This is a genomic window from Variovorax glucosi (genome assembly GCF_051216695.1).
Lineage (GTDB): Bacteria > Pseudomonadota > Gammaproteobacteria > Burkholderiales > Burkholderiaceae_C > Variovorax.
Genome location: NZ_JBPJZE010000003.1, coordinates 407,386 through 432,496, shown reverse-complemented (window position 1 = coordinate 432,496; position 25,111 = coordinate 407,386). Strand labels below are relative to the sequence as shown.

Annotated in this window: 19 protein-coding genes; 7 read left to right on the top strand and 12 right to left on the bottom strand. The window is 62.3% G+C overall.

Going from position 1 to position 25,111, the window contains the following annotated elements; genetic code table 11:
* Window positions 1–78: 78 nt before the first annotated feature.
* Window positions 79–1,674, top strand: a complete 1,596-nt coding sequence (locus tag ACSFA3_RS16720) for an FAD-dependent oxidoreductase (protein WP_435506606.1) — start codon at window positions 79–81, stop codon at window positions 1,672–1,674.
* Here ACSFA3_RS16720 and ACSFA3_RS16715 read toward each other — a convergent pair.
* The gene (locus ACSFA3_RS16715) at window positions 1,671–3,026 is read right to left on the bottom strand and encodes an aminopeptidase P N-terminal domain-containing protein (protein WP_435506605.1); all 1,356 of its coding nucleotides are present in this window, start codon (window positions 3,024–3,026) and stop codon (window positions 1,671–1,673) included. The genes ACSFA3_RS16720 and ACSFA3_RS16715 overlap by 4 nt on opposite strands.
* Window positions 3,027–3,493: 467 nt before the next feature.
* Here ACSFA3_RS16715 and ACSFA3_RS16710 point away from each other — a divergent pair, with 467 nt between their 5' ends.
* Window positions 3,494–6,145, top strand: coding sequence for a hypothetical protein (locus tag ACSFA3_RS16710; protein ID WP_435506604.1), 2,652 nt, complete (start codon window positions 3,494–3,496; stop codon window positions 6,143–6,145).
* A 6-nt stretch (window positions 6,146–6,151) separates the two neighbouring features.
* Here ACSFA3_RS16710 and ACSFA3_RS16705 read toward each other — a convergent pair whose 3' ends face one another.
* Window positions 6,152–6,880, bottom strand: coding sequence for a nucleotidyltransferase family protein (locus ACSFA3_RS16705; RefSeq protein WP_435506603.1), 729 nt, complete (start codon window positions 6,878–6,880; stop codon window positions 6,152–6,154).
* Between the two features lie 77 nt (window positions 6,881–6,957).
* A complete protein-coding gene (speD, locus tag ACSFA3_RS16700; protein ID WP_435506602.1) occupies window positions 6,958–7,353 on the bottom strand; it encodes an adenosylmethionine decarboxylase in 396 nt (131 codons plus the stop codon).
* A 72-nt stretch (window positions 7,354–7,425) separates the two neighbouring features.
* On the opposite strand from speD, the gene ACSFA3_RS16695 reads away from it, so the two are divergent.
* On the top strand, window positions 7,426–9,546 hold the full coding sequence (locus ACSFA3_RS16695) for a transketolase family protein (RefSeq protein WP_435506601.1): 2,121 nt from the start codon (window positions 7,426–7,428) through the stop codon (window positions 9,544–9,546).
* 43 nt (window positions 9,547–9,589) lie between these two features.
* Window positions 9,590–10,591: a type I glyceraldehyde-3-phosphate dehydrogenase gene (gap, locus tag ACSFA3_RS16690; protein ID WP_435506600.1), complete on the top strand. Its 1,002-nt coding sequence runs from the start codon at window positions 9,590–9,592 to the stop codon at window positions 10,589–10,591.
* A gap of 9 nt (window positions 10,592–10,600) precedes the next feature.
* On the opposite strand, the gene ACSFA3_RS16685 is transcribed toward gap, so the two are convergent.
* The 7 genes from ACSFA3_RS16685 to glgX all read right to left on the bottom strand — a co-directional run bounded on the left by ACSFA3_RS16685 (window position 10,601) and on the right by glgX (window position 20,698).
* Window positions 10,601–10,909, bottom strand: a complete 309-nt coding sequence (locus tag ACSFA3_RS16685; protein WP_435506599.1) for a putative quinol monooxygenase — start codon at window positions 10,907–10,909, stop codon at window positions 10,601–10,603.
* A 31-nt stretch (window positions 10,910–10,940) separates the two neighbouring features.
* Window positions 10,941–12,023: a pirin family protein gene (locus tag ACSFA3_RS16680; RefSeq protein WP_435506598.1), complete on the bottom strand. Its 1,083-nt coding sequence runs from the start codon at window positions 12,021–12,023 to the stop codon at window positions 10,941–10,943.
* 100 nt (window positions 12,024–12,123) lie between these two features.
* A complete protein-coding gene (locus ACSFA3_RS16675) occupies window positions 12,124–12,885 on the bottom strand; it encodes a hypothetical protein (RefSeq protein ID WP_435506597.1) in 762 nt (253 codons plus the stop codon).
* A gap of 13 nt (window positions 12,886–12,898) precedes the next feature.
* Window positions 12,899–15,142, bottom strand: coding sequence for a hypothetical protein (locus tag ACSFA3_RS16670; RefSeq protein ID WP_435506596.1), 2,244 nt, complete (start codon window positions 15,140–15,142; stop codon window positions 12,899–12,901).
* A 16-nt stretch (window positions 15,143–15,158) separates the two neighbouring features.
* Window positions 15,159–17,825 (bottom strand): type VI secretion system Vgr family protein, encoded by a 2,667-nt coding sequence (locus ACSFA3_RS16665; protein ID WP_435506595.1) that lies wholly within the window; start codon window positions 17,823–17,825, stop codon window positions 15,159–15,161.
* A gap of 199 nt (window positions 17,826–18,024) precedes the next feature.
* Window positions 18,025–18,501: an FKBP-type peptidyl-prolyl cis-trans isomerase gene (locus ACSFA3_RS16660; protein ID WP_435506594.1), complete on the bottom strand. Its 477-nt coding sequence runs from the start codon at window positions 18,499–18,501 to the stop codon at window positions 18,025–18,027.
* 31 nt (window positions 18,502–18,532) lie between these two features.
* Window positions 18,533–20,698, bottom strand: a complete 2,166-nt coding sequence (glgX, locus tag ACSFA3_RS16655) for a glycogen debranching protein GlgX (RefSeq protein WP_435506593.1) — start codon at window positions 20,696–20,698, stop codon at window positions 18,533–18,535.
* A 389-nt stretch (window positions 20,699–21,087) separates the two neighbouring features.
* Here glgX and ACSFA3_RS16650 point away from each other — a divergent pair, with 389 nt between their 5' ends.
* A complete protein-coding gene (locus tag ACSFA3_RS16650) occupies window positions 21,088–22,236 on the top strand; it encodes an acyltransferase family protein (RefSeq protein ID WP_435506592.1) in 1,149 nt (382 codons plus the stop codon).
* A 34-nt stretch (window positions 22,237–22,270) separates the two neighbouring features.
* Here ACSFA3_RS16650 and ACSFA3_RS16645 read toward each other — a convergent pair whose 3' ends face one another.
* Entirely contained in the window at window positions 22,271–22,600 is a 330-nt protein-coding gene (locus ACSFA3_RS16645; protein ID WP_435506591.1) for a hypothetical protein, read from the bottom strand.
* An 84-nt stretch (window positions 22,601–22,684) separates the two neighbouring features.
* On the opposite strand from ACSFA3_RS16645, the gene ACSFA3_RS16640 reads away from it, so the two are divergent.
* The gene (locus ACSFA3_RS16640; RefSeq protein WP_435506590.1) at window positions 22,685–23,455 is read left to right on the top strand and encodes a hypothetical protein; all 771 of its coding nucleotides are present in this window, start codon (window positions 22,685–22,687) and stop codon (window positions 23,453–23,455) included.
* Window positions 23,452–23,946 (top strand): type II toxin-antitoxin system VapC family toxin, encoded by a 495-nt coding sequence (locus ACSFA3_RS16635; protein WP_435506589.1) that lies wholly within the window; start codon window positions 23,452–23,454, stop codon window positions 23,944–23,946. The genes ACSFA3_RS16640 and ACSFA3_RS16635 overlap by 4 nt, the downstream gene beginning before the upstream one ends.
* Before the next feature lie 7 nt (window positions 23,947–23,953).
* Here ACSFA3_RS16635 and ACSFA3_RS16630 read toward each other — a convergent pair whose 3' ends face one another.
* Window positions 23,954–25,102, bottom strand: coding sequence for an NAD(P)/FAD-dependent oxidoreductase (locus ACSFA3_RS16630; protein WP_435506588.1), 1,149 nt, complete (start codon window positions 25,100–25,102; stop codon window positions 23,954–23,956).
* Window positions 25,103–25,111: the final 9 nt, after the last annotated feature.

Sequence of the window (25,111 nt, the reverse complement as noted above, 5' to 3'; positions counted from 1 at the left end):
CTGCCGTGGGCGACACCGGCAGCCGGGCGGAGCCCGTTCCGCGGTGTTTCTGCAGCGACGGCATGGTGGAAGGCCGTCATGAAGCGCCGGGCGTTTCTCGGCACTGCTGCCGGTGCCTTGGCGCTGGCCGGTTGCGAGGATCGGCCCTCCATCGACGGCGGGTTCGTCGGCGACGACGCGGTCCGCGGTCATGCCTGGCGCGACGGCGCAGGACGCGGCCTTGCGCCGTCGGTGGTTCGGCGGGCGCGCGTCGTCGTCGCTGGCGGCGGTGTCGCGGGACTTGCTGCGGCCAGGGCGCTGCGCTTGCGGGGTGAAGACGATTTCGTTCTGCTCGAACTGGAAGACGCGGCCGGCGGCAACAGCCGCGGCGGCATGGTCGACGGCATCGCCTGCCCGCTCGGCGCGCACTATCTCCCGGTGCCCGGCGACGATGCGCACGAGGTCCAGGACCTGCTAGAGGAACTGGGCCTGCGCCGCCGCGTCGCCGGCCGATGGATCTACGACGAGCGCCATCTGTGCCACAGCCCGCAGGAAAGGCTGTTCTTCCGGGGCGCCTGGCAGGACGGACTGCTGCCGCTGCAGGACGTCGGCGCATTAACGCTGGCGCAATACCGCAGCTTCGCGCGCCGCGTGGTCGAACTGCAGCGCGACCTGCGTTTCGCGATGCCGATGCTGCGCGCGCCGGTCACGCCGGACCTGCTTGCGCTGGACGCGGTCGATTTCGCGGGCTGGCTCGACCGCGAAGGTTTCGACGATCCGCATCTGCGGTGGTACCTCGGTTATTGCTGCCGCGACGACTACGGTGCAGGCGCGGCGCAAGTCTCGGCCTGGGCAGGCCTGCACTATTTCGCCAGCCGGCACGGCTTTCATGTACCGGAAGCGGACGGAAGCAGCGAAGGCGGTGCCGACGACGCCGTCCTCACATGGCCCGAAGGCAACGGCTGGCTCACCCGCCGGATGGCAGCGCCGCTGGGCGACAGATTGCGCACCGGCCAGGCCGTCACGCGCATCGCGGAGACGCGGCACGGGGTCGAGGTCGATGTGTTCGACATCGCATCGCGCACGCTGGTGCGCTGGCAGGCCGAACGCTGCATCGTCGCTTTGCCCATCTTCATCGCCGCGCGGGTCGTCGAAAACCCGCCCGAGTTCCTGCGCAACGCCGCCTCGCATCTGCGCTACGCGCCATGGCTCGTCGCGAACCTGCATTTGGGCGCTCCGCTGGCCGACCGGCCCGGCGCCGCACCCAGCTGGGACAACGTGGTCTACGGCACGCGCGGCCTCGGTTATGTCGATGCGCGCCACCAGATGCTCGATCCGACGCCGCAGGCGACGGTGCTGAGCTGGTATCGCCCGCTGGGCCCGAGCGACCACGACGGCGCGAACGGACGCCGCGAGCTGCTCGAACGTCCCTGGAGCGGCTGGCGCGACGAACTCCTGGCGGAACTGTCGGTACCGCACCCCGATCTGGCGCAGCGCACCAAGCGCATCGAGATCGCTCGCTACGGCCACGCGATGGCGATTCCGTCGCCGGGAGGGCTCGGTCGGCTGCAGTCTTCAGGCGGCGTCGGAAGATCGGCCGGCCGGCTGGCCTTCGCACATGCGGACTGGTCGGGCTATTCGGTCTTCGAGGAAGCCTTCACGCGCGGTCACCTGGCAGGCGCGTCGGCAACCTAGCGCATCAGGGCTTCGATCTCGTCGCCGTCGACAGGCACGCCGCGCGTGATCAGCTCGCAGCCGTCCGCGGTGACGATGGCGTCGTCCTCGATGCGGATGCCGATGTTGTGGAACTGCTCCGGCACGTCGTCGGACGGCCTGACGTAGATGCCGGGCTCGATCGTCAGGACCATGCCCGGACGCAGGATACGGCTCGGGCGGGGCTTCGCCGTTTCCGAAGGCGCCAGCTCGCCCGGTTCGACATAGCTGCCGCAATCGTGTACATCCATGCCCAGCCAGTGACTGGTGCGGTGCATATAGAAAGCGGCGTAAGCGCGCTTCTCGATCACGTCATCGACGCTGCCGACCTTGCCGGCGTCGAGCAGGCCGAGGTCGAGCATGCCCTGCGACAGCACCCGCAGCGTCGCGTCGTGCGGGTCGTTGAAGCGGTTGCCGACGCGGGTGGCTGCGACGGCTGCGTACTGGCTGGCCAGTACCAGGTCGTAGAGCGCGCGCTGCGGTCCGGTGAACTTGCCGTCGGCCGGGAAGGTGCGGGTGATGTCGCTGGCGTACCCGTCGAGCTCGCAGCCCGCGTCGATCAGCACCAGCTCGCCGGCGCGTACCGGCGCTGCATCGGCACGGTAATGCAGCACGCAGGCGTTGGCGCCGGCCGCGACGATCGAGCTGTAGGCCGGATATTGGGAGCCGCCTTGCCGGAATTCATGCAGCAGTTCTGCATCGAGATGGTATTCGCGCACATCCTTACCCTCGCGCAACATCCGGGCGCTCGTCTGCATCGCGCGGACATGGGCGCCGGCGCTGATCCGTGCGGCCCGGCGCATGACGTCCTGCTCGAAGTCGTCCTTGACGAGCCGCATCTCGTCAAGCGGTCCGCAGAGGTCGCGCAACTGTTCCGGACACATGGCTCCAGTCCGAACGCGGCCCCGAACGGCGGAAAGCCATCCGTCCATGCGGGTCTCTAGTCCCTTGTGTGTGGCGAACGGGTACCAGACCGCGTTGCGGTTTTCCAACAGCAGCGGTAAACGTGTATCGAGTTCATCGATCGAATAGGCGTTGTCAATCGACAACATTGCGGGTGCGGATTCCGGGCCGAGCCGATACCCATCCCATATCTCTCGTTCTAGATCCTTGGGCATACAAAACAGCGTCGTGCTGCCGTCCGCAGCGATCACGAGCCAACCGTTTGGTTCCCCGAAGCCCGTCAAATAGTGAAAGTAGCTGTCAAAACGGTAGAGGAAGTCGCTGTCGCGATTGCGCTGCCGTTCGGGCGAAGTGGGGATCACGGCGATGTCGTTAGGGCCGAGAAACGATGCCAAACGCGCCCGCCGCTGCATGTAAGGAGATGAAGTCATGGCGATGACGATGCCACAGGACATGTAACGCTGCCATGTTGCAGTGCAACGAAATTAGAAAACATTTGTGATGAAGGTTGCCCTAAAACTCGATCAAAGCAAAAATTCGCTTGTCAATAGGAGGAGGACGGTAGTGATCGTAAATATTAGAGCTAACGTGACTTATTCACATGTAAGCCATTTGGATTCATCTTTCGCAATAGGCCATGTGCCCAATGCGATCGACAAATTCTTTTCGAAAGTCGTGACGGCATAACGCTGACGCCTTCGAGAGCCAGTCCGGAATTTATCCGGTCGAGCCAATCCACTTCCCCTCTCCACTCCGGCTTTGCTGAGAAGCAAGGCTATCGCGAACGGCTCCGTTCGGCCGACGGCTGAACGCTGCGCTTCAATTTTTAAATTTTTTGCCTCAATAAGGTTTTATTACTGTGTCAAAAGTACTAATTAGCGCGTGTTTTGGCGCGCTCATGACGCTAACGGTCGGTGCGCCAATCACCGCAGTCGCGCAAACCAGCGTGACCGGGCAAAGCGGCGCTTTCTCCCTGAGCACGACGACCACGGTGAGCTACGGTGCCAACGGCGCTTTCAACACCCTGACTCTCGCCCCCGGTAATTACGTGTGCGGCGACCAGCTCTTCGGCGATCCGGCACCCGGCGTCAACAAGTCCTGCTTCGCGTCGACCACGACGGCGGCCACCACGACGACCTCCAGCTCGACGGTGCTCACCCTGCTGACCGGCCAGAGCGGTTCGTTCAAGCTGACCTCGTCGTCCAACATCGCCTACGGCTCCGGCACGCAGCTTGCACAGAAGACGCTTGCCAGCGGCACGTACGTCTGCGGCGACCAGCTGTTCGGCGACCCGGCGCCCGGCCAGGCGAAGTCCTGCTATTCCGCCTCCGGCTCCACCAGCACGACCACGCCCGTCGCGGCGAAGCCGTCGTCGACCGACCAGCTCTCGCTGCTGATCGGCCAGAGCGGCTCCTTCACGCTGACGTCGGCGGCTTCCATCGTCTACGGCTCGGGTACGCAGATCGTGGAGAAGTCCCTCGCTGCCGGCACCTACACCTGCGGCGACCAGCTCTTCGGCGACCCGGCTCCGGGTGTCAACAAACAGTGCTATTTCTCGACGTCGACGACTGCGTCGACGCCTGCCGCGACGACACCCACCGTGACGACGCCGGTTGCGAGCACCCCGTCGCCCGTCGCCACCAACGGCAGCGTGCTGGCCGTGGCCGGCGACGTGGTCGTCAACGGCGCCGTCTCCAACGCCGAATACCAGGCCATGGCGCAGAAGATGGGAACCGATGCGGCGGTCGCCTACCGCTACGGCCCGTCCTCCGTGGATTACGGCACCTCGACCCAGGGCGGCCTGCCGAGCTATGCGAAGCGCAACAGCCAGTCGATGGGCATGGTCTCGATCCAGAATCCCAACGGCCAGGGCAATCGCGGTTGCGGCTGGAACGGCTACTGCGGCACGTGGCAGATCGGCGGCCCCATCGAATACACACCGGGCGACTACAGCTCCAGCGTTCTGAACTTCGGCTACATCCCCGATGCCTCGCCGGACGGCAGCTTCTATCCCAAGTCATACGCCGCAGGCGTCGGCTCGGTGCAGGCGCTTTCCGTCGCGCACAACACCATGTCGGTCGAACCCGAGGCCAGCTGGACCCGCTACAACGGCGTCTCCTCGGACGGCGGCTCGATCGATGCCGGCATCGAAACGTACATGAAGAGCTTCACGCTCGAGAAGCCAGTGGCCCTGGGCAAGTGCTACGGCCGGGGCGGCTGGTGCACCAACACGCTGGCCGCCTATGCGGATGGCCGCATCGTCAGCGTCGGCAGCAACACCGCCAACAACCTGGTGAGCACCAAACTGCCTTCGGGCAAGGTGCCGACCGCCATCACGCTCACCAACAGCGGCGAATTCGCGCTGGTGACGGTTTGGGACACCGCAGCCGTGCGCGGTCAGATCGCCGTGCTGGCACTCGGCGACGGTTGCCACAGCTGCACGATGGAAAACGAGAACGGCGGCTGGGAAAGCAACTGGGGCAACTGGAAGCGTTCCTATCCGGGCCTGCCGGGCCTGGGTAACTACAACTTCATCAAGCTGGTCGGTTTTGTCGACCTGCCGGACACCGTGAAGGCGCCGACGGAAATCTCCACGTCGACCGGCCTGTCGCATTGGGACTACCAGACGGTGCGCAACTACTGGGACACCGACCTGGACAACAACGGCATCCGCAACCGCTTCCAGCAGGGCGACCTGTCGAACGCATATGCACGTGCCGGCGTCGCCGTCGTGATCTCGAAGTCCGAGAAGCGCGCCGCCTTCGTTGACCTGCGCCCACTGTTCGCCTACTACAAGCAGCAGTATTTCGGTCAGTCGCAGTCGGGCTTCAACTCGATGATCGCGAACCGCGGCAACGCCGCTTCCCAGTGGCCCTACACCTTCGACGTGGCCCCGAGCCAGAAGCCGTCGGTGATCAAGGTGGTCGATCTGGCCAACCGCCCGACCGCCGTCAAGGTCAGCCTGACCGCGCCTTACCGCGCTTTCATCGCCACCCAGGAAGGCAAGCTGCGCGTGTTCGACCTCGGCACCGGCTACCTGAACCAGGCCGGCGGCGGTACGCCTTCGGACATCTCGGAGCGCTTCTCGGTGGACGTGGGCCGCAACCCGACCGCCATCAGCTATGTCAAGGAGCACGGCATCAACGCGGCTTCGGCGATGAAGGACATCTACCCGAACGGCTACGAGAAGGAACTCATCGTCACCTCGCGTGGCGACCGCAAGCTGCAGTGGGTGCGCTTCGACTCTGGTCTGACCAGCGGTTCGGTGGCACGCACGCTGCAGGAAAGCCGCATGATCGATCCGATCTCGACCGAAGACGCCGACAACCACGGCACTGAAAGCTACCTGGTGAGCGTGGCCGACTATGCAGGCAAGGGCATCCACAACTTCCTGTACGGCCCGATCTACTGGCACACCTACGACGCTTCGAAGGCATGCTCGGATGCAAAGGGCGGCTGCAAGCTCCTGAACAACGCTGCCTTCGAGTACGGCGGCACGTTCAAACTGCCCGGCAAGCCGTTCCACGCCATGGGCGCGAACATCAACTGATGTAGATCAGGCGGTTTCGTTGAGCGCGGTCAGCCGCGCCGGCGTTCCGACATCCGTCCAGGAGCCCAGGTAGCGTTCAGCGCTGACCTGGGCTTTTTTCATTGCCGCGCGCAGCATCGGCGCCAGCGGTGCCGCTACACCGGCGGGGTTGCCGGGATCGATATCGCAGTTCGGCGGAGCGAAGAACGCCGCACGGTAGAGCGCGATGGTGGAGAAAGTCAGGCGCTCATGACCTTTGACAGCGTCGTTGTGTGCCAGGCCGTCGGCCGACAGCCCGAAGTCGCCTCGCGGGTTGTGCGCCGGATTGGGCACCAGCCAGAGGTGCGCCAGCTTGTCGCTGGTTGCGAAACGATCGACAGCAGCCTGGGTAAAGCGGAAATCCGGCGCGTACACATCGCCGGCCACGACCCAGAAGATGTCGTCCAGCAGCGGCAGCGCACGCACGATGCCGCCTGCGGTTTCGAGCGCGCCGCCGAAATCCCGGCCTTCGTGCGAATAGGCAATGCGTACCGGCAACGGCGAACCGGGGCTGCCCAGATCCGCCTCGTTGCCGAAGTGCTCGACGATGCGCTCGCCCAGCCAGGCGGTGTTGACGACAAAGGAACCGAAACCGCCCGCAGCCAGCGCCTCCATCGGCCACTGCATCAATGGCTTGCCGCGCACCGTCAGCAGCGGCTTTGGCAGGCTGTCCGTCAGCGGCCGCATGCGTTCGCCGCGTCCGGCAGCCAGGAGCATGGCCCGGGCCCTGGTCGTCGTGGGCGCGGTTGGCGTGACAGGTGCGGCAGGTGCGGCAGTTACGGGAGTCCCGGCGCTCATGCCAGCGCACGCCGCGAAACGGGGCCGCCGCGCAGGATCCGCTGCCGTTCGACCCGCTGCGGCTCGAACAACGCCGTCAATGTCTCCATCAGCGCCTCGGCCTTCGCTGAATGGTCTGCGCCGAAGTTGCAGACGTAGACGTCGATCGTCACCGCATGCAGTTCGGGCCAGGTGTGCAGGCAGACATGCGACTCGGCCAGCAGCACTGTCGCCGTGACGCCGCCGGGCCCGTGCGGCGTACCCGGAAATGCGTGGAACAGCCGGCCGACCGATTGCAGCCCGGCCGCATCGACGGCGCGCACGCAGCGCTCGGACAGCAGTCGTGCATCGGTCAGCCAGTCGCTTGCGCAACGACAGTCGTGGAGGTCTTCGATCAGGTGCAAACCGTGCATGGGGCGCGACTCTATCAGCGCCCGTTAAAATTCGGGGTTTCTCGCAACACCTCCCCCGAAAGCCCTGTACAGATGGCCAACCAAGCCTTGATGGCCAACGCGATCCGCGCGCTGGCGATGGATGCCGTTCAACTCGCCAATTCCGGACACCCCGGCGCCCCGATGGGCATGGCCGACATGGCTGCAGCGCTGTGGGGCGAGCACCTCCGCCACAACCCGGCGAATCCGCACTGGCCCGATCGCGACCGCTTCGTGTTGTCGAATGGCCATGCGTCGATGCTGATCTATTCGGTGCTTCACCTGACCGGCTACGACCTGTCGATCGACGAGCTGAAGAAATTCCGCCAGCTGCACAGCAAGACCGCCGGCCATCCCGAATACGGCATCACGCCCGGCATCGAGACCACGACCGGCCCGCTGGGCCAGGGCATCACCAACGCGGTCGGCTTCGCGCTGGCCGAAAAGCTGCTCGCGGCCGAGTTCAACCGCGACGGCCATACCGTTGTCGACCATCACACCTACGCCTTCCTCGGCGACGGCTGCCTGATGGAAGGCATCAGCCACGAAGCCGCGGCGCTGGCCGGCGCATGGCGGCTCGGCAAGCTGATCGCGCTGTACGACGACAACGGCATCAGCATCGACGGCCAGGTCAAGCCCTGGTTCGTCGACGACACCGCGGCGCGCTTCAAGGCCTACGACTGGAACGTTGTCGGCCCTGTCGACGGCCACGATGCAGGCGCCGTCTCGCGCGCCATCGGCGAAGCGAAACTGCTCGGCACCGCCGGCAACCGCCCGACGCTCATCCTCTGCAAGACCCACATCGGCAAGGGCAGCCCAAACCGCGCGAACACGGCCAAGGCACACGGCGAACCGCTCGGCGCCGAGGAAATCGGCCTGACGCGCGATGCGCTCCAGTGGACGCACGCACCGTTCGAGCTGCCCGAAGCGGTCTACGCGGAATGGGATGCCCGGGAAGCGGGCGCGAAGAACGAAGCCGAGTGGAACGACCGGTTCGCCGCCTATGCCGCAGCTTTCCCGGAACTGGCGTCGGAATTCATGCGCCGCATGAAGGGCGAGCTGCCGAAGAATTTCCACCAGACCGCGTTCGACGCCGTCATCGCAGCCCATACGAAGGGCGAGAACGTCGCCAGCCGCAAGGCGTCGCAGATCGCGCTGGAAGCCTTCACGGCCGCGCTGCCCGAAATGCTCGGCGGCAGCGCCGACCTGACCGGCTCCAACCTCACCAACACCAAGAGCACGCCCGCGCTGCGTTTCGATGCGACCACCGGTGTCGTGACGATGGAAGCGCCGAAAGCCGCCGCACAAGGCGCCGAGGACGAGGCCAAGCCGTCCAGCAGCGCAGACGCGCCGGCAGCCGCACCGCACGGCCTGATCGGCCGTCACATCAACTACGGCGTGCGCGAATTCGGCATGGCGGCGATCATGAACGGCGTCGCGCTGCATGGCGGCTATATCCCGTACGGCGGCACCTTTCTCACCTTTAGCGACTACAGCCGCAACGCGATCCGCATGGCCGCGCTGATGAAGCTGCGCGCGATCCACGTCTTCACGCACGACTCCATCGGTCTCGGCGAAGACGGCCCGACGCACCAGTCGATCGAACACGCGGCATCGCTGCGGCTGATCCCGAACCTCGACGTCTGGCGTCCGGGCGACACGGCCGAAACGGCAGTGGCCTGGGCCGTCGCGCTGCAGAACGCCACCCGCCCGACCGCCCTGCTGCTGTCGCGCCAGAACCTGCCGTACGCGCCCAAGGGCGACCTCTCCGACATCAGCAAGGGCGCCTACGTGCTGGCCGAGCCGGAGCGCGTCGGCCTGAAGAACAAGAAGGCCAAGGCCGTCATCATCGCCACCGGTTCGGAAGTGCAGCTCGCGCTCAAGGCGCAGGAGCTGCTGGCCGCGAAGAAGATCGGCGTGCGCGTGGTGTCGGTGCCCTCGACCACCGCCTTCGACCGCCAGGACGTCGCCTACAAGAAGAGCGTGCTGCCGAAGGGTTTGCCGCGCATCGCGGTCGAGATGGGCTCGACCGACGGCTGGTGGAAGTACGGTGTGTCGGCGGTGGTCGGCATCGACACCTTCGGCGAGTCGGCACCGGCCGGCGTGCTGTTCAAGCATTTCGGCTTCACCCCGGAAAACGTCGCGGCGACCGTCGAAGCGGTCCTTTCGCGCTGAAATTCATCCTTCGCTATCTTTTCAACCTTCAGGAGCAAGTCACATGGCTATCAAACTCGGCATCAACGGCTTCGGCCGCATCGGTCGCAACGTGTTGCGCGCAGCAGTGCAGAACTTCAGGAACGAGATCGAGATCGTCGCCATCAACGACCTGCTCGAGCCCGACTACCTCGCCTACATGCTCCAGTACGACTCGGTGCACGGCCGTTTCCAGGGTGAAGTTTCGGTCGAAGGCAACACGCTGATCGTCAACGGCAAGAAGATCCGCCTGACGCAGGAGCGCGATCCGTCGGCGCTCAAGTGGGACGAAGTCGGCGCCGACATCGTGCTCGAAGCCACCGGCCTGTTCCTCACCAAGGAAACCTGCCAGAAGCACATCGACGCAGGCGCCAAGAAAGTCATCATGTCGGCACCGTGCAAGGACGACACGCCGATGTTCGTCTATGGCGTGAACGACAAGAAGTACGCCGGCGAAGCCATCATCAGCAACGCCAGCTGCACCACCAACGCCCTGGCCCCGCTGGCCAAGGTGTTGAACGACAAGTGGGGCATCAAGCGCGGCCTGATGACCACCGTGCACGCCACCACCGCGACGCAGAAGACCGTCGACGGCCCGAGCAACAAGGACTGGCGCGGCGGCCGCGGCATCCTGGAAAACATTATTCCTTCGTCGACCGGTGCAGCCAAGGCGGTGGGCGTCGTGATTCCCGAGCTGAACAAGAAGCTCACCGGCATGAGCTTCCGCGTGCCGACCTCCGACGTGTCGGTGGTCGACCTGACCGTCGAGCTGGTGAAGGAAGCCACGTACAAGGAAATCTGCGCCGAAATGAAGGCACAGAGCGAAGGCGCACTCAAGGGCGTGCTGGGCTACACCGAAGACAAGGTCGTCGCGACCGACTTCCGCGGCGACCCGCGTACCTCGATCTTCGACGCCGACGCAGGTCTGGCGCTCGACAGCACCTTCGTCAAGCTCGTGAGCTGGTATGACAACGAATGGGGCTACTCGAACAAGTGCCTCGAGATGGTTCGCGTCGTCTCGAAGTAAACAGGGCCGTCAGACCGCTTCGAGCACGTGGATCGCGCGGCTGGAGGTGAATTCCTTCGTCTTCGCGCCGTAGGCTGCCATGTGCGCCGATGCGGCATGCGCCTTGAGCGCAGCGACGCTTTCCCAGCGCTCGATCACCACGAAGGTGTCGTCGCCGAACGCGTCGCGCGACGGCGGCATGCCTTCGGCATCGACCGTCGCTTCGTAGAAGATGCAGCCGTCTTCGGCAAGCACTGCCGGCCGGTTGGCGCGGTAGGCCTCGAGGATGTGTTCGCGCTGGCCCGGCTTGGCTGTGATGATGGCGATGACGTGGATCATGGTTCTTGTCTCCTGAGTTGAATCGGAGCCGTCATTCTGCGATGTCCGCCGGTCGCTCCTCGCGTCCGTCCGGATGTTTCGCGAAGCGCGCCGGATCGCGTCCGTGCACCGGCGCAGCGTCGTCCCAGGGCCAGCCGCCGAACTGCGTGCGCTGGTAGTCGCTCACCGCTTGGGAAATTTCGGCTTTCGTGTTCATCACGAACGGCCCATATTGCGCAACCGGTTCGCCGATCGGACGGCCCTGCAACAGCAGGAATTCGCTCTCCATCGCATCGCCGTTCACCAGCTCGACCGCCATGTCCCCGCGCAGCTCGATGGCAGCGTGCCCGGTCACGTGCTGGCCGGCGATTGAAACCGCATCGCCCTTGAAGAAATACAGGCTGCGGCGCGAGCCTTTGCCTGTCGCAGCCGGCAGCGTCCATTTGGCGCCTGGTGCCATCTTCAGCGTCCAGATCGCGACGTCGGCATCGGCCTGCGCTGCCCATGAGTCGGGTGGCGGCGCCAGCGGGTCGCGCGCACCGACAGCGGCGCCGTCCGATGCGGCTAGTTTGCCGGCGATGCAGGCGACTTCGGTCGCACGACCGCCTGAATCGGTCGCCGTGAAGCGTGGAATGTTTTCGGCCCAGAACATCGTGAAGTGCGGCGCCACCATCTTGTTGCGCGCCGGCAGATTGAGCCAGATCTGGAACAGCTCCAGCGGATTCGACGCCGTGCTGTCGAGCAACGGGAACATCTCGGAATGCTGCAGCCCGGCGCCGGCCGTCACCCATTGCACGTCGCCGTCTCCGAAACGTGCGGTCGCGCCGAGCGAATCGGCATGGTCGATCCGGCCCTTGCGAACGATGGTCACTGTCTCGAAGCCGCGATGCGGGTGACCGGGGAAGCCCGGAACGGTCTCGCCGTGGTACATGCTCCAGCCGTCCTTGCGGCTGAAGTCCTGGCCTATCGCGCGGCCCGAGAGCGAATCCGCAGGGCCCATGTCGGGGTTCGCCGGTGGATAGGCGTCGTCGTGGTAGGCGCAGAAGAGGAAAGGGTCGACCGTGGGCCAGGGGAAGCCGAGGGGGCGAATTGCGACGACGGTGTCGGTCGCCGGGATGACGGGCGTATCAAGCATGAACTTCTCCTGTGGGACGGCAATATAGAAACAGGTGGGTACGAAGCGTCTGACTGAAAGACCAAAACCAAGGACGCCACGTTCCGCTGATGGGACAGATTCAATGGCACCCGTTCTCTTTCAGGGCATGTCTTGCTTTTGCGATGGTGTCGTAGGGATTCAGCGGCGGCAGGCATTTGTCGTCTTGCGAAAGTACCAATTTGCCCTCTGCATCTTCGCTGAATCGAACGAGAAATGTCGTTTTGTACAGCGGGTCGGGTGAAGCAGCCGGGCTGTCGGAAGCGCAATACCAACCTGAGTTGCAGGTCCAGCGGCTGTCGTAATAGCCGACGACGATCAGCATGCCGTCCTTGACTACTTTTGAGGGTGCCATTGCGTAGACGTCGAAGCAGCCGGGTTTGGCTTCGATGAAATCGGGTTGCGGTATTTTGAGAGGTTGCACCGCGACAAGTTTTCGCAAAAGGCTCACAATAAAAAGATGACATTGGCGAAACATGCTGATGGCGCTTTGGCACTCTTCTCGATCCATGGCATTTGAATATTGAACGTTTTCGCGACATGAGGGAGGCGCAACAAGATCGGTACGGAATGCCTTGATATAGGAAAAAAACTCCGTGTTCTGGAATGACCACTTATATTCAGTTTGGGATGTGACGGCGGTAAGCCCTGTTTTACTCACATATCCATCTTTTAAAATTTCTACAGCACCATGGCTTTCGACATAACTGTCGAATTCAGACCTGGATACTGATCTTATAAATTCTTCAGCTTTTCGGGGTGACGTACCGCGCTGCAAGGTTAATTCGGCTAGCGCATTGGACGTCAGAAAAAACGCAGCAATGATTGTGAGAACAGTTTTCATCTGACCAGTTAAATCAAGAAAAAATCTCAAATGCTAATTTTGTGTACAAACGACGATTTGCCGGCTCACTTCCGAGGGTCAAAGTGAAGCTGCCATCGGTATTCAACTTTCCCAATTCGCCTCGATTAACAATCATCGTAACGGAATCGATGGCGCGGTCTGAGGCCCCTTTATCTGCTGCTGGCGCGCAATTTTTTGAGGTCCAAAACCACACTGCTGAGCGAATACCATATTCAGTTTGAGCAAGAAGATCTGGGAGCAGCAGGAAATTCTGATAACCATGTAACCAGTATTTATCGTAAGCATGTAGGAAATTTTCGTAGTTTTCTCTTCCAGTCACCTGCTTCAATCCACGGCCTCGATAAAGCCAGCCATCTCCCGGCGCGAGATTCCCGTTTCTCAGGCCATAGGCTTTGTTAGCGATATTTTCTTGCAGAGCTGGGCGATTGATTTTGCCTCTCGCGTCTTTTGTGTAGCCATCGACATCCGCTTCAAGCGGGGCTTTCCTGTAGTAGGAAAACTTGGCTTTCAATCTTTCGGGTGGATAGCTTAGATTTTCCGAAGCAGTCCTCATCCCCTGTCCTGCTTCCTGTCTGATCTGACCAAAAAAATGCGATTGTCTCAACGCTGTATTCAGAAAATGTCTTGACGAGTATTTGTTTAGCTCGCTGCAGACATCGCGCATGTGATCGTCGGTGATTTCTGGATAAAATCTCTTCAAGTCTGATTTTTGCAGCCATGCACAACGGCTCAAAACTGAAATAAAAGTGATCGGATGAAAATGCCATTGCGCGTTTTTATATGCCAGAGGCAGGTCCGCGCAGCAGATCGACTCGATATGTGCTTTGAGTTCCGCCCAGTTCTTTCCGGTGGCATCGTCTTTGAAATGAGGCTCCTCCTTGACATGCGTATAACGCGATTCGAACGTACTCCGATCGAATTCGGACGGAAACCTGCAGATGAGTTTGGTCAGCTTGCGTCTGAAAAATTCCGTGCGCGGTTGTGTCGCCTGTTTTGACAGCGTTGTTCGTCCTTCCCCGGTTTTCAAAAGTGCATTGATACGCAGGGCGATGTCCGGAATTTGACGGGCCAGCAAGGTTCGCAGCGTCGGACTGTCGCAGCGCTGGTCGAGCGCGTTGCCGCCCTCAGCATCATCTCCGATGCACTGCCATCCAAGAAATGAAGGAAAGTCTGCGTCGCTGAACTTGTATGTTCCCGATGCATTCAGGTCGGCCCAGCGATCACCAATAGGCGTCTTGATCTTTCGCCAGTGCTCGATGCCAGCCGTTATTTTTGGGTTTGGTGCAATTGCGCGTCCGAACCGAAGCAGGTCATACCACTCGCACCGGGTGCTTTGTCCTGCGGGAAGCGCATGCAGGCTCGCATGTCGATCGGCCGCCTTTTTGTAGAGTTCATATTCGCCGTCGGATTCAGTCACGCACGAAGCACTTTCAGTTTGCAGAATCGGTTCGCCGGCCTTATCCCCTTCTGCAAAATAGCTGGTCAGTGTTGAGTTTCCTGCGTACGCGATCTGGATCCACAACGCGGTTCCCAAACCAGTCGACCCTGTTGTTGCGGTGTGTGTTCTCGGCTCGGTTAACAACGCTGGCGTCGAGGCTGGCAGATAGACATACGTGTTCCCCCAGACGGCATCGGTGCGGCCGTCGGTGGTGGGTTTGGCGCCGAGATCTGGAAGCGCCGGGGTGTCCTGGCCAACCAGTTTTTTGAGGTTGACCTCATCCATGCAGATCTCAAAATGCAGGTGTGCATCCTGACCGTAGATCTGTCCGGCGACGCCCAGTTCGTGCTTCCTGAACAGCCGGTCGCCGGTTTTTATTTCTAGCGCCGGCGCTTTGGGCTTTGCCGTTGTCAGCTCAAGTTTGGCCAGCGACTTCAGATGCATGTATACGCTATGGAAAGTGACTGAAGTCGGACCTGCATCGGAGGCGCCGATTTCCAGCACGTGTTCCAGGATCACCAATCCGTTATCGGTCCACTCGGGCCTGTCGCTGAAGGCGCCGTAGTTTTGCTGCGGGTTCTGAGCGGTCTGTGGCTGTCGCACGTAGATGACTGTTCCATCGGCGACCGCGCGCACTGGCGCGTAGCCTTTTGCGCCGTCGACCGGTGCAATTAGGTGCACGCCGTTGTGCCATTCCAGAAAAGAGTTGACCGGATAGCCTCCGGTGAATGAATAACGCACGGCGTTTTCGTCGTCGTCCTGGATTGCATCGGTCAGAAATGGATGACTTATCAACATTGTTGGACCCTGTTGTTCAAGAAGAAAAACCGCGGCGGGCTTTTGGGGTGCCGGTCGCCATTGGCGGTGTGACGACGGGAATGCCATCCGGCCCGATCTGCCCGTGCCCCGCTGCATGCGCAGTCCATGCGCCTTTGGTCCCATGCGTGATTCCCGCCGAGTTCCACCGCGAATAACTCCCCGCGCCGTTGATCAGCACTTCCTCTTTCGCCGTGATCGTGATTCGTTCGGCCGTATGTGTGATCTCCAGCTTTGCCAGCAAATGGACTGCGTTCTGCAGCGCGGTGATGTCGATGTCGCCGCTGGCCGCGATCAGGCGCATGCCGGTTTTGGCAGCGAAGAGTCGGATGGCGTCTCGGGCGCTGGCGAGGAAGCTGCGGCCAGCGGAGATGCTGGTGTGGCCGCCGCTGGTGATGGCTGTGTGCGTGCCGCTGGCGATGTGAGTGGATTCGGCAGCGGTGCTTTCGATGCCGGCTGCGCTGGCGAGCACGAGGTGGGGCTGCGCCAATTCGGGAAACGTGCTTTCAACGGTGCCGTTGCAGGATGCCGATCTGTTTGAAGCGTTGGCGCTGCCTGGGCCGCTGGCCTTGCCGCGAGAGCCCTTGATCTCGTCGCATTGCGCGTGCAGCGCGTCCGCCACTGCATCCTGATCGCCGCCGTTCTGCGCTTGAGCCTGCTTGGCTGCATCCGACAGTTGCGCATGCTGGTCCTGTGCAGCCGCGAGCCGGGCAACGCTCTCGGTCAGTTCCTTCGCATGACCTATCGCTTTCGTTCTGGCCTCCGTCGAGATAAGCATTCCATCGCCAGCCCGCAGCACCCCATGCCCGTCCGTCCGTAGTTCAAACCCTTCACCCCGTGCGTCCTTGCGCCCCGCGTTGTCCTCTATCCGCGTCAGATATCCCAGCCCCAGGCTCGAACTCAAGTGATCGCTCTTGAGCTGCACCTGAATCTTCTTTGCCGTGTCGTCCAGCACCAGATGGTTCGAGCGTCCGAATGCGCTGTTGCCGTAGCCGGCAGTCAATTCGCGCGACCGGAATCCCGAGAGCGCAGACTGTCCCGGCAGCGCCCAAGGCGGCATGTTCATCTGGTTGTGCACACGTCCCGTGCAGATCGGTAGATCAGGATCTCCACCGATGAAAGAAACAAGCACTTCCTGGCCGACACGTGGCAGCTGAATGCCGCCAAGCTGATTCCCGGCCCACGGTGAACTCACGCGCAGCCAGCAGGTGCTGTTCTGATTCTTCTGTCCGATGCGGTCCCAAAAGAAATGCACCTTGATGCGGCCCAGCGAATCCGTCCAGATATCCTGGCCTTCGGGGCCGACGACGAGGGCTGTCTGCGGGCCGTGGCTGAACGGCTTTGCGGGAACGCCTTCAGGCCGAAGCGGTTCTTTGACAGGATGCAGCACGAGGTCGGCGCGAACCTGCCAGTGCTGCGAACGGTGGCTGTGCCCGGGCATTGAATTGCCGTCTACCCGACGCTGGCTGTCCTGTCCCACATCCTCGATCAGCAGATTTGCATCGATTACCAGATGCTCGACGTTCGCCGCCTCTCTCGGATGACCGACCAGCCGAAACACAAAGCCCGGCACCATTCCGCGCAGATTGCCGCTGGCCTGCACCCGGACACCGGCAGTGCGCAAAGCCTCCATCCGCACCAACGCGATCTGCCGAGCTTCGTCATGCACGTCGTTCGGCCCCGACGCTTCGGCAGCAGCTCCCGCACCCGGTTGCGCGTAGTGGCTGTCGGCATGCCATCGATAGACCTCGCCATCGGCTTGTGCTGTCGGTCCGGGATCGGTCTGGCTGACCGACAGATCGGCACGTGGCCTCAGGTAGTCGTAGTCGCGTGTCGAATAGCGCCCGCTGGTCAGCCGGCTCACTGGCGCAAAGCTGTGCAGATACTCGGAATCCGTCTTCCAGCCCGGCGGGTGGTATTCGACGTTGCGACAGGCTGCATTCGGCATGTCGCTGAACGCGCCGATCGTATCGGTGAGAACCAGGCGGTGCGGACCGACGGAGGCGTCGGCGTCATCGTCATCGTCAAACCGCCCTGCTTGCGCCGCTTCCGATCCTCGCCGCCCATGCTCGAAGTGATAGCTGATCCCCCATTCCGCGCACAACCGAGCGACGAATTCAAAGTCCGTCTCGTTGAACTGCGTCTGGAAATCCCGCACCGGATAACGCTCCACCAGCCGCTTCTCGACCGGAAAGCCGTAATCGACGAGCACCTCATCCAGAATCTGAACAACTGTCTTGTTCTGGAAAATCCTGCAGTCCGTGCGCAACGTCGCCAGATGCAACCAGGGCTTCAGCGTCAGCCGGATCTGGACATGACGGCCTTCCTCGCCCCATAGACAAGCCTCGGTGACGATCGAATTGATTTCGCGAAGCCCCGCGCCGTCGAGCTCGATGCAGCATCCGATCTCGCCTCCGACCCAGCCGTCGAGGTCGACATCGATCGCATCGGCCAAGACGCCACCGACCGACCCCTCCGCCTCGTCCGCCTTCAGGTCCAGCTGGTAGCAGAACAGCGAATTCACGCCCTCGCGACCGGACAGGCGGACCGGCGTCCAAGCCTGGAGAACCGAAGCACGCCCCGACTTCTCAGTCCGCTCGAACGCGGGCAATCTCACCCGCAAAGTGCGCCGCAGCGCATCGCCTTCATCAACAAAGATCAGCATCCCGAACCCCCTGAACCGGCCCTTCAAACGAGGGCTCGCGGGGATTATGAGAAGTCGTCGCGGACCGCCTTACCTGGCTATGAGGTGCAAAGTTCTACCAACCTTGCGCGGCACCCACCAACGTAAAAAGCCGTCGTACCTGCGCATTGCAGGTACCACGGCTCCTTAAACTTCGAAAACGATCGGCTCTACAGAAACATCAATGATGATGCCCGTGCGCCCCATGCACGTGCCGATGCGCGATCTCCTCTTCCGAAGCCGCGCGTACCTCCAGCACCTTGATCGTGAAACGCAATTCCATCCCTGCGAGCGGATGGTTGCCGTCGAGCAGCACCTTGTCGCCCTTGATCTTCTTCACATGGAAGATGTGCGGCTCGCCGTCGTCGGTACGGCCTTCCAGCTGCCCGCCGACCTTCACGCCCGGCGGAAAGTCGCTCTTCGGGATCGTGCGCTCGAGCGTCTCGTCACGCTGACCGAAAGCGTCTTCAGGCAGCAATTGCAAGGTCACGGTGTGCCCGACTTCCTTGCCTTCGAGCGCAGCCTCGATCTTCGGCAGGGTGTTGTCGTAGCCGCCGTGCAGATAAGTCATCGGCTCCTTGGCCTCTTCGATGAACTTGCCCTTTGCGTCGGCGACCTTGTAGCTGAGGGTGATGGCGGTGTCTTTTTGGATCTTCATTCGCGGATTCTCGTGCAAGCTGATCGCGTCCTCAGGCCGGCGATGTGAACACCAGCATCGAACGGCCGGTCACCGTGTAGCGCTGGCCAGGCTCGAAGCTCACGTCTTCCTGTACGTCAAGCGCTGTGTCGACCACGCGCGTCCAGGTCTTGCCTTCGCCGCGCACCGGCAGCGCGTAATCGATCGCGCCTTCCCAGGCGTTGAAGACGATGAAGACGCTGTCGTCCGCTGCGGCGCGCGGCAGTGAAGACGATGGTGCCGTGCCTTCGAGCAGCAGTCCGAAGCAGCGCGTCTGGGTGTCGTTCCAGTGCGCGGCGTCCATCTCGTTGCCGTCCGGCGCAAACCAGGTCGAGTCCTTCACTTGCGCAGCTTCGCTCCACTGGCCGCTCAGGAAGCGATTGCGGCGAAGAACCGGCAACGTGCGGCGCAGGTGTGTCAGATGCTGCGTGAACTTGCGCAGCGATTCGCCGCGTTCGTCTATCGCTTCCCACTGAACCCACGAGATGTCGTCGTCCTGGCAGTACGCGTTGTTGTTGCCGTTCTGCGAACGGCCGAACTCATCGCCGGCCAGAAGCATCGGCGTGCCTTGCGACAGCATCAGCGTGGCGAGCTGGTTGCGCTGCTGGCGCGCGCGCAGCGTGAGCACGGCTTCATCGTCGGTCGGACCTTCGACGCCGCAATTCCAGGACCGGTTGTCCGAATGGCCGTCGCGGTTGTTCTCGTTGTTGGCTTCGTTGTGCTTCTCGTTGTAGCTCACGGTGTCCGCCAGCGTGAAGCCGTCGTGCGCGCTGATGAAGTTGACGCTGGCCCACGGACGCCGGCCGCGGTGGTTGAAGCGGTCTCCGCTGGCCGTGACGCACTGCGCCAGCGCCGATGCCATCGCCTCGTCGCCCTTCCAGAACGCGCGCACCGTGTCGCGGAACTTGTCATTCCACTCGGCCCAGCCGGGCGGGAAACCGCCGACCTGGTAGCCGCCCGGGCCGATGTCCCACGGCTCGGCGATCAGCTTGACGCTGGACAGCACCGGGTCCTGGCGGCAGCTCTTGAGGAAACCGCCGCCTTCGTCGAAGCCGTGCGGCTCTCGCGCCAGGATGGTGGCGAGGTCGAAGCGGAAGCCGTCGACGCGCATTTCCGTCACCCAGTAACGCAGACTGTCGGTCACCATCTGCAGCACGCGTGGATGGCTGAGATTGACGGTGTTGCCCGTGCCGGTGTCGTTGATGTAATAGCGTGGGCCGGGACCGTCGCCCTCTTCACCTGAGCCGTTGCCGGGCATCAGCCGGTAGTAGCTGGCGTTGTCGATGCCCTTGAAGGAGATAGTCGGGCCCATCTCGTTGCCTTCGGGCGTGTGGTTGTAGACCACGTCGAGGATCACTTCGAGGCCGTGCGCGTGGAAGCGATCGACCATCGCCTTGAATTCGTCGATGTTCGGGCCGTCCATGTAGCGCGGATCGAGGGCGAAGAAGCCCATCGTGTCGTAGCCCCAGAAGTTGGTCAGGCCCTTTTCCAGCAGGAATGGCTGGTTCAGGAACATCTGGATCGGCAGCAGCTCGACGCTGGTCACGCCGAGCGCCTTGATCGGCGCGATCACTTCGTCGGTCATGCCGGCGAAGGTGCCGCGGAAGTTTTCCGGCACGTCTGGATGACGCATCGTGAAACCCTTGAGATGGGTCTCGTAGAACACGGTCTCGTTCCACGGCACGCGTACGTCGTCGGTCTGCTTCCATTCGAAGCGCGAATCGACGACCACGCACTTCGGCACGAAGGCGGCGCTGTCGCGCTCGTCGAAGCTCAGGTCGCCATCCGGGTGGCCGACCGTGTAGCCGAACACTTCGGGACCCCACTTGAGCTCGCCCATGTGCGCCTTGGCATACGGGTCGAGCAGCAGTTTGTTCGGGTTGAAGCGATGGCCCTTCTTAGGTTCGTACGGGCCGTGGACGCGGTAGCCGTAGCGGGCGCCGGGCTTGATGCCCGGCACGAAACCGTGCCAGACCTCGTCGGTGTACTCCGGCAGCGTAATGCGCGCGGTTTCGGTGGTACCGCTGTCGTCGTAGATGCAGAGTTCGACCTTGGTCGCATGGGCCGAGAACAGCGCGAAGTTCACGCCCTTGCCGTTGTACGTGGCGCCGAGCGGATGGGGCGTGCCTTCTTCGAGGGCGAAAGAAGTGTCGGATTTGTCGGTTGCGGGGACTGTCATGGTGGTGGGTCTGAAGGCGTGGAGTGGGCAGGAATTCGAAAGGATCTCGTGACTCTGCGTCATCGCGTCGCGAAGCCCAAGCGTGGATAGCTTCAGTTGTCGTAGGCCGAAAGCACGCCGTGCGACAGCGCAGCCGCGAGCCGGTCGAATTGCACATCCTCCGTTACAGCAAAAGCTTTCTGATGCACCTCTACGGTGCATCGGTGCGACGTCTTTAGAGAATGAGGTCGATATAACTACTTTTATCCAACAAATTCTCAAGAAAACGAAAGGATGTAGGTTCAATTGCTTACAAATCTCACATCGCGACTTACGATTCATTAACAAATGCGAATCGATTGTGGTCCGCAGAACGCCGAATCACTCACCTCAGCGACGAAATGGTCCCAATGAGCAAGTTGAACAATTACGCCGATCCCTCCGGCAAGGCCGGACACAAGGTCGGCCTGGATATCGCCCGTGTGGCTGCGGTCAGCCTGGTCATCGTCTCCCACTACATCGGCGGACTGCAGTTTCTTGGTGTGTTCGGCGTCGAACTGTTCTTCGCACTGAGCGGCTACCTGATCGGACGGGTGCTCTACAAGAACCTTGCCCCGGAAAACGACTGGTCGATGACGGAAGTCAGGAACTTCTGGGTCCGGCGCTGGTGGCGGACCCTCCCGAACTACTACCTGTTCCTGGTGGTGTTCGCCGTCTTTCACGCTTTCTACGGCGGCTTGCCGAGCCTGTCCAAGTTTCCCGAATACCTGATCTTCTTCCAGAATCTTCTCAAGACGCCCGAAGGTTTCTACAGCGTTTCCTGGTCGCTCGCCATCGAGGAAGGGTTCTATCTGCTGTTCCCGCTGACCATCTTCGTCTTCACGAAATCCGGTTTGAGCCGGCGCGCTTCGGTGACGTGGACGATCGCGCTGTTTCTCGTCGTGCCGCCGCTGTTGCGCATGTATGCCCTGCAGAACGCCGACCCGGTCGACGTCCGCCTCATGACGCTGCCCCGGCTGGATGCGATCTTCTACGGCGTGGCGGTCACGTTCCTTGTGAGCAGGTTCGAGCCGGGTCCGCGGATGCGCGTTCTTTCGTTGCTTGCGTCGGTTGTCGTGCTGGGTTTCTTCTTCTTCCGATTCGCGACGCAGAGCGTGTCGGAAGACGTCTACACCGCGGCTTATGTCCTGCTGCCGCTGTGCTTTGCGATGTCTCTGCCGTGGCTCGAGGAGGTCAAAGATTTCTCGGCCGTCCGTCCGGGCCTTTCGAACATGATCTCGAAGATCAGCGTCTGGTCGTTCTCGATCTACCTGAGCCACATGCCGATCCTCTTCACGGTCTATTGGTTGGCAGGTGATCTGAGGCAGTCCACGGCCGGCAACCTGATCTCCAAGATCGTCGCGCTGGTGCTGTGCATCCTGGCCTCACGCCTGATCTTCGAGAAGTTCGAGAAGCCGCTCACCGATATGCGCCCGGCATCGACCGGCGGAAAAACATCGCAAAAGCCAAGCCGCTCGCAACCGCAAGAAATCAGCTCCGGCTATCAGCCGATCCGATAACCGGCAGCGACCTTTCGGCAGCGCCCGCAGACGCTCACCCGGCGTCGGCCTGCGCGTCGAGCGACGGCGTCTGCCAGCCCAGCAATTCGGCCAGCCGAAGCACCACCCAGCGCGCCTCGTCCGCAGAGACCCCGGAGTCCGGCGAGCGCAGCCCGGCGTGAATGCGGTGCAGCACCTCGTCCTCTGACGGCACCTCGACATGCGCGAGGATGCGCGCGTGCTCGACCAGGTGCGTCGCCAGGTCTTCGCAAGCCTCGTAGCGGGCGCGCACCGTCTCGATCGGTTCGCGCAGGCGCTGCTGGTGCGGATTCGTGAAAAGCGCGAAGAAGGAGGGTGGGATATCGATCTGGTAGTCGTCGGACATGGGTGTTGAGGACGGGCGTGTGAAGACCAGCCGATGGTAGGCCGGCATTGTTGGCCCACCGCTTCCCCATGTGAGAATGTGCGCATGGAGCATGTCAGCCTGACCATTGCGTTGCACGACGAGTCGCGTGGTTATGCGATCTCGCCGAAGCGCGTGCCATTGGCCCTTCTCAGCAGCTTTATCTCCGATGTAAAAGACTTCGTTCGCGGAAGCGAGAAGGAAATCGATCCAGCCGAATTGGACGTCTCGATAGTGGATGGTTCGTTGGCGGTCGAGGTGCCTGCGATGTTCGCGCCTCGTCTGCTTCACGATATTCAATTGCTTCAGGGGTCTGTCGACCTTGCGAAAATCGATGCCAGGCGGCGGCTCATCGTGGAGCAATGGCAGAGTGGCGCCAAAGCTTCGCTATCGCGCACGATACGCATCGCATCGAACGCGCTCGATCACGTGATCGTGATTGACAGGAGCACCGACTTTCGCGCACTCAACATCGAGAAATGGGTCGATGTAGAGAGGTATATCCAGGGCGAGCTGATGGATCTGGGCGGTGTTCGGGAATCGAACGCTCATATCAAGTTGCCTAGCGGCAAGACATTGACGGTGCGTACCGACAAAGATTTGATCAGGGCGAAGACCGACAACATGGTCTATCGAGTCGTAAATCTGCGCATCAGGGCCAAGTACAACCTCGACAGCGGAGAACTCAGGGACCCGGTGCTGATCGATTTCGTGGACTACGCACCAAAATTCGATGCCGATGCTTTCGCGCAGCTCACCCGAAAGGGGGCCGAGGCCTGGAAGGATGTTTCAGACCCGGCACAGTGGGTGCGTCAGCTGCGAGGCGCCAACGAATGAATGGCGTGCTGCTTGACACAAGCTACCTCATTTCTCTTAGCGATCCGAATCGCGCAAACCATGCCGTCGCCAAACGGTACTTTTTCGAAGCCATTCAACGCGGCGTGATGATGTACCTCTCGACCATCGTGGTGTCGGAGTTCGAGGTCAAGCAGAAGATCGATGATTTTGGATTGCACAACTTCATCGTGCTGCCGTTCAACATCGACGATGCCAAGGCTGCTGCAAGCCTAACCTTGGCGGCGATCGCAGCACGACCAAGCAGCTATCCACGCAACACCGTCAAGGATGACGTCAAACTGCTTGCGCAATGTGAAATGGCTGGCATTTCTCATTTTCTGACCGATGACGAGAAGTGCGTCGCGAACATCGAGACGCTTCGCAAAACGTATGCAACGCGAGCTTTGCCGTTCGGTATTTTCTGCGGTGCTACGTTCAGTGAGACCTGGTTCAACCCTGGAAATCAGTCGACGCTGCTGGACGGCGTCTGATCGGATTTCAGCTCAGCCGCAACTTTAAACGCGAGACCGCGACGCTCGCCAGATCCAGCCCCTCGGCCTCCAGCGACGCCGGTATCGTTTCCCCCAGCAGCAGGCTCCGCGCCAGCAGCGCCGTCCCCGCCGCGCTCTGGATGCCGTAGCCGCCCTGCGCCGCCAGCCAGAAGAAGCCTTCTACTTCGCCGTCCCAGCCGATCGCAAAGTCTCCGTCGGCCACGAAACTGCGCAGGCCTGCCCAGGTGCGGTGCGGACGGCGGATCGTCATCGTCGTCGCCTGCTCGATGGCGTGGATGCCCATCGCGATGTCCAGTTCCTCGGCCACCACGTCGTGCGGCGGCGCGGGATCGGCATTGGCCGGCGAGCCCAGCAGCTGGCCGGCATCGGGCTTGAAGTAATAGCTTTCGTCGATGCCGACCACGGCTGGCCAGCGCGCCGCATCCGTACCTTCGGGAGGCGAGAAGATGAAGGCGCTGCGGCGTCGCGGCTCCAGGCCGATGGGTCGCGCACCGGCCAGCGCGGCCAGTTCGTCGGCCCAGGCACCGGCTGCGTTGACGACGTTGCGCGTGGAAACCGTCGTGCCGTCGGCCAGCGTCACGGTCCAGCAGCCGTCGGCGCGGGTGAGTGCGACGACGCCCGCATCGCAGCGCAGCGTGCCGCCCCGGCGCCGGAAGCCGCGCAGATAACCCTGGTGCAGCGCATGCACGTCGATGTCCGCTGCGTCGTCTTCGGCGATGCCGGCTGCGGCCGCTTCGGGACGCAGGCACGGCACGGTGGCGAGCAGTTCGGCCTGCACGACACGGCGGATGTCGGTCGAGCGACCCGAGAGTTCGGTCCACGCCGCTTCGAGCAGGTCCAGCTGGTCCGGCCCGGCCACGTGCAGCACGCCGCGCGGCGTGAGGATCGGGTCGTCGCCGAATTCCGGCGGCGGCGTATCGTAGAAGGCGCGGCTGGCTCGCGTCAGCGCGCGGATCGCCTCTGTGCCGTAGGTCGCCATGTAGAGCGCGGCCGAGCGGCCGGTGGCGTGATAGCCGGGCTGGCTCTCGCGCTCCAGCAGCAGGACCGATGCTGTGGCCGACAGCTCCCAGGCCACCGACGCACCGGCGATGCCGGCGCCGATGACGACGAAATCATGGATCCGAGGACTCTGCACGCGGTCCTG

Bases quoted from the DNA above. Each gene is read 5' to 3' on its own strand.
- ACSFA3_RS16720 (WP_435506606.1), top strand. From the start codon at position 79: ATGAAGCGCCGGGCGTTTCTCGGCACTGCTGCCGGTGCCTTGGCGCTG.
- ACSFA3_RS16715 (WP_435506605.1), bottom strand. From the start codon at position 3,026: ATGACTTCATCTCCTTACATGCAGCGGCGGGCGCGTTTGGCATCGTTT.
- ACSFA3_RS16710 (WP_435506604.1), top strand. From the start codon at position 3,494: ATGACGCTAACGGTCGGTGCGCCAATCACCGCAGTCGCGCAAACCAGC.
- ACSFA3_RS16705 (WP_435506603.1), bottom strand. From the start codon at position 6,880: ATGCTCCTGGCTGCCGGACGCGGCGAACGCATGCGGCCGCTGACGGAC.
- speD (WP_435506602.1), bottom strand. From the start codon at position 7,353: ATGCACGGTTTGCACCTGATCGAAGACCTCCACGACTGTCGTTGCGCA.
- ACSFA3_RS16695 (WP_435506601.1), top strand. From the start codon at position 7,426: ATGGCCAACCAAGCCTTGATGGCCAACGCGATCCGCGCGCTGGCGATG.
- gap (WP_435506600.1), top strand. From the start codon at position 9,590: ATGGCTATCAAACTCGGCATCAACGGCTTCGGCCGCATCGGTCGCAAC.
- ACSFA3_RS16685 (WP_435506599.1), bottom strand. From the start codon at position 10,909: ATGATCCACGTCATCGCCATCATCACAGCCAAGCCGGGCCAGCGCGAA.
- ACSFA3_RS16680 (WP_435506598.1), bottom strand. From the start codon at position 12,023: ATGCTTGATACGCCCGTCATCCCGGCGACCGACACCGTCGTCGCAATT.
- ACSFA3_RS16675 (WP_435506597.1), bottom strand. From the start codon at position 12,885: ATGAAAACTGTTCTCACAATCATTGCTGCGTTTTTTCTGACGTCCAAT.
- ACSFA3_RS16670 (WP_435506596.1), bottom strand. From the start codon at position 15,142: ATGTTGATAAGTCATCCATTTCTGACCGATGCAATCCAGGACGACGAC.
- ACSFA3_RS16665 (WP_435506595.1), bottom strand. From the start codon at position 17,825: ATGCTGATCTTTGTTGATGAAGGCGATGCGCTGCGGCGCACTTTGCGG.
- ACSFA3_RS16660 (WP_435506594.1), bottom strand. From the start codon at position 18,501: ATGAAGATCCAAAAAGACACCGCCATCACCCTCAGCTACAAGGTCGCC.
- glgX (WP_435506593.1), bottom strand. From the start codon at position 20,698: ATGACAGTCCCCGCAACCGACAAATCCGACACTTCTTTCGCCCTCGAA.
- ACSFA3_RS16650 (WP_435506592.1), top strand. From the start codon at position 21,088: ATGAGCAAGTTGAACAATTACGCCGATCCCTCCGGCAAGGCCGGACAC.
- ACSFA3_RS16645 (WP_435506591.1), bottom strand. From the start codon at position 22,600: ATGTCCGACGACTACCAGATCGATATCCCACCCTCCTTCTTCGCGCTT.
- ACSFA3_RS16640 (WP_435506590.1), top strand. From the start codon at position 22,685: ATGGAGCATGTCAGCCTGACCATTGCGTTGCACGACGAGTCGCGTGGT.
- ACSFA3_RS16635 (WP_435506589.1), top strand. From the start codon at position 23,452: ATGAATGGCGTGCTGCTTGACACAAGCTACCTCATTTCTCTTAGCGAT.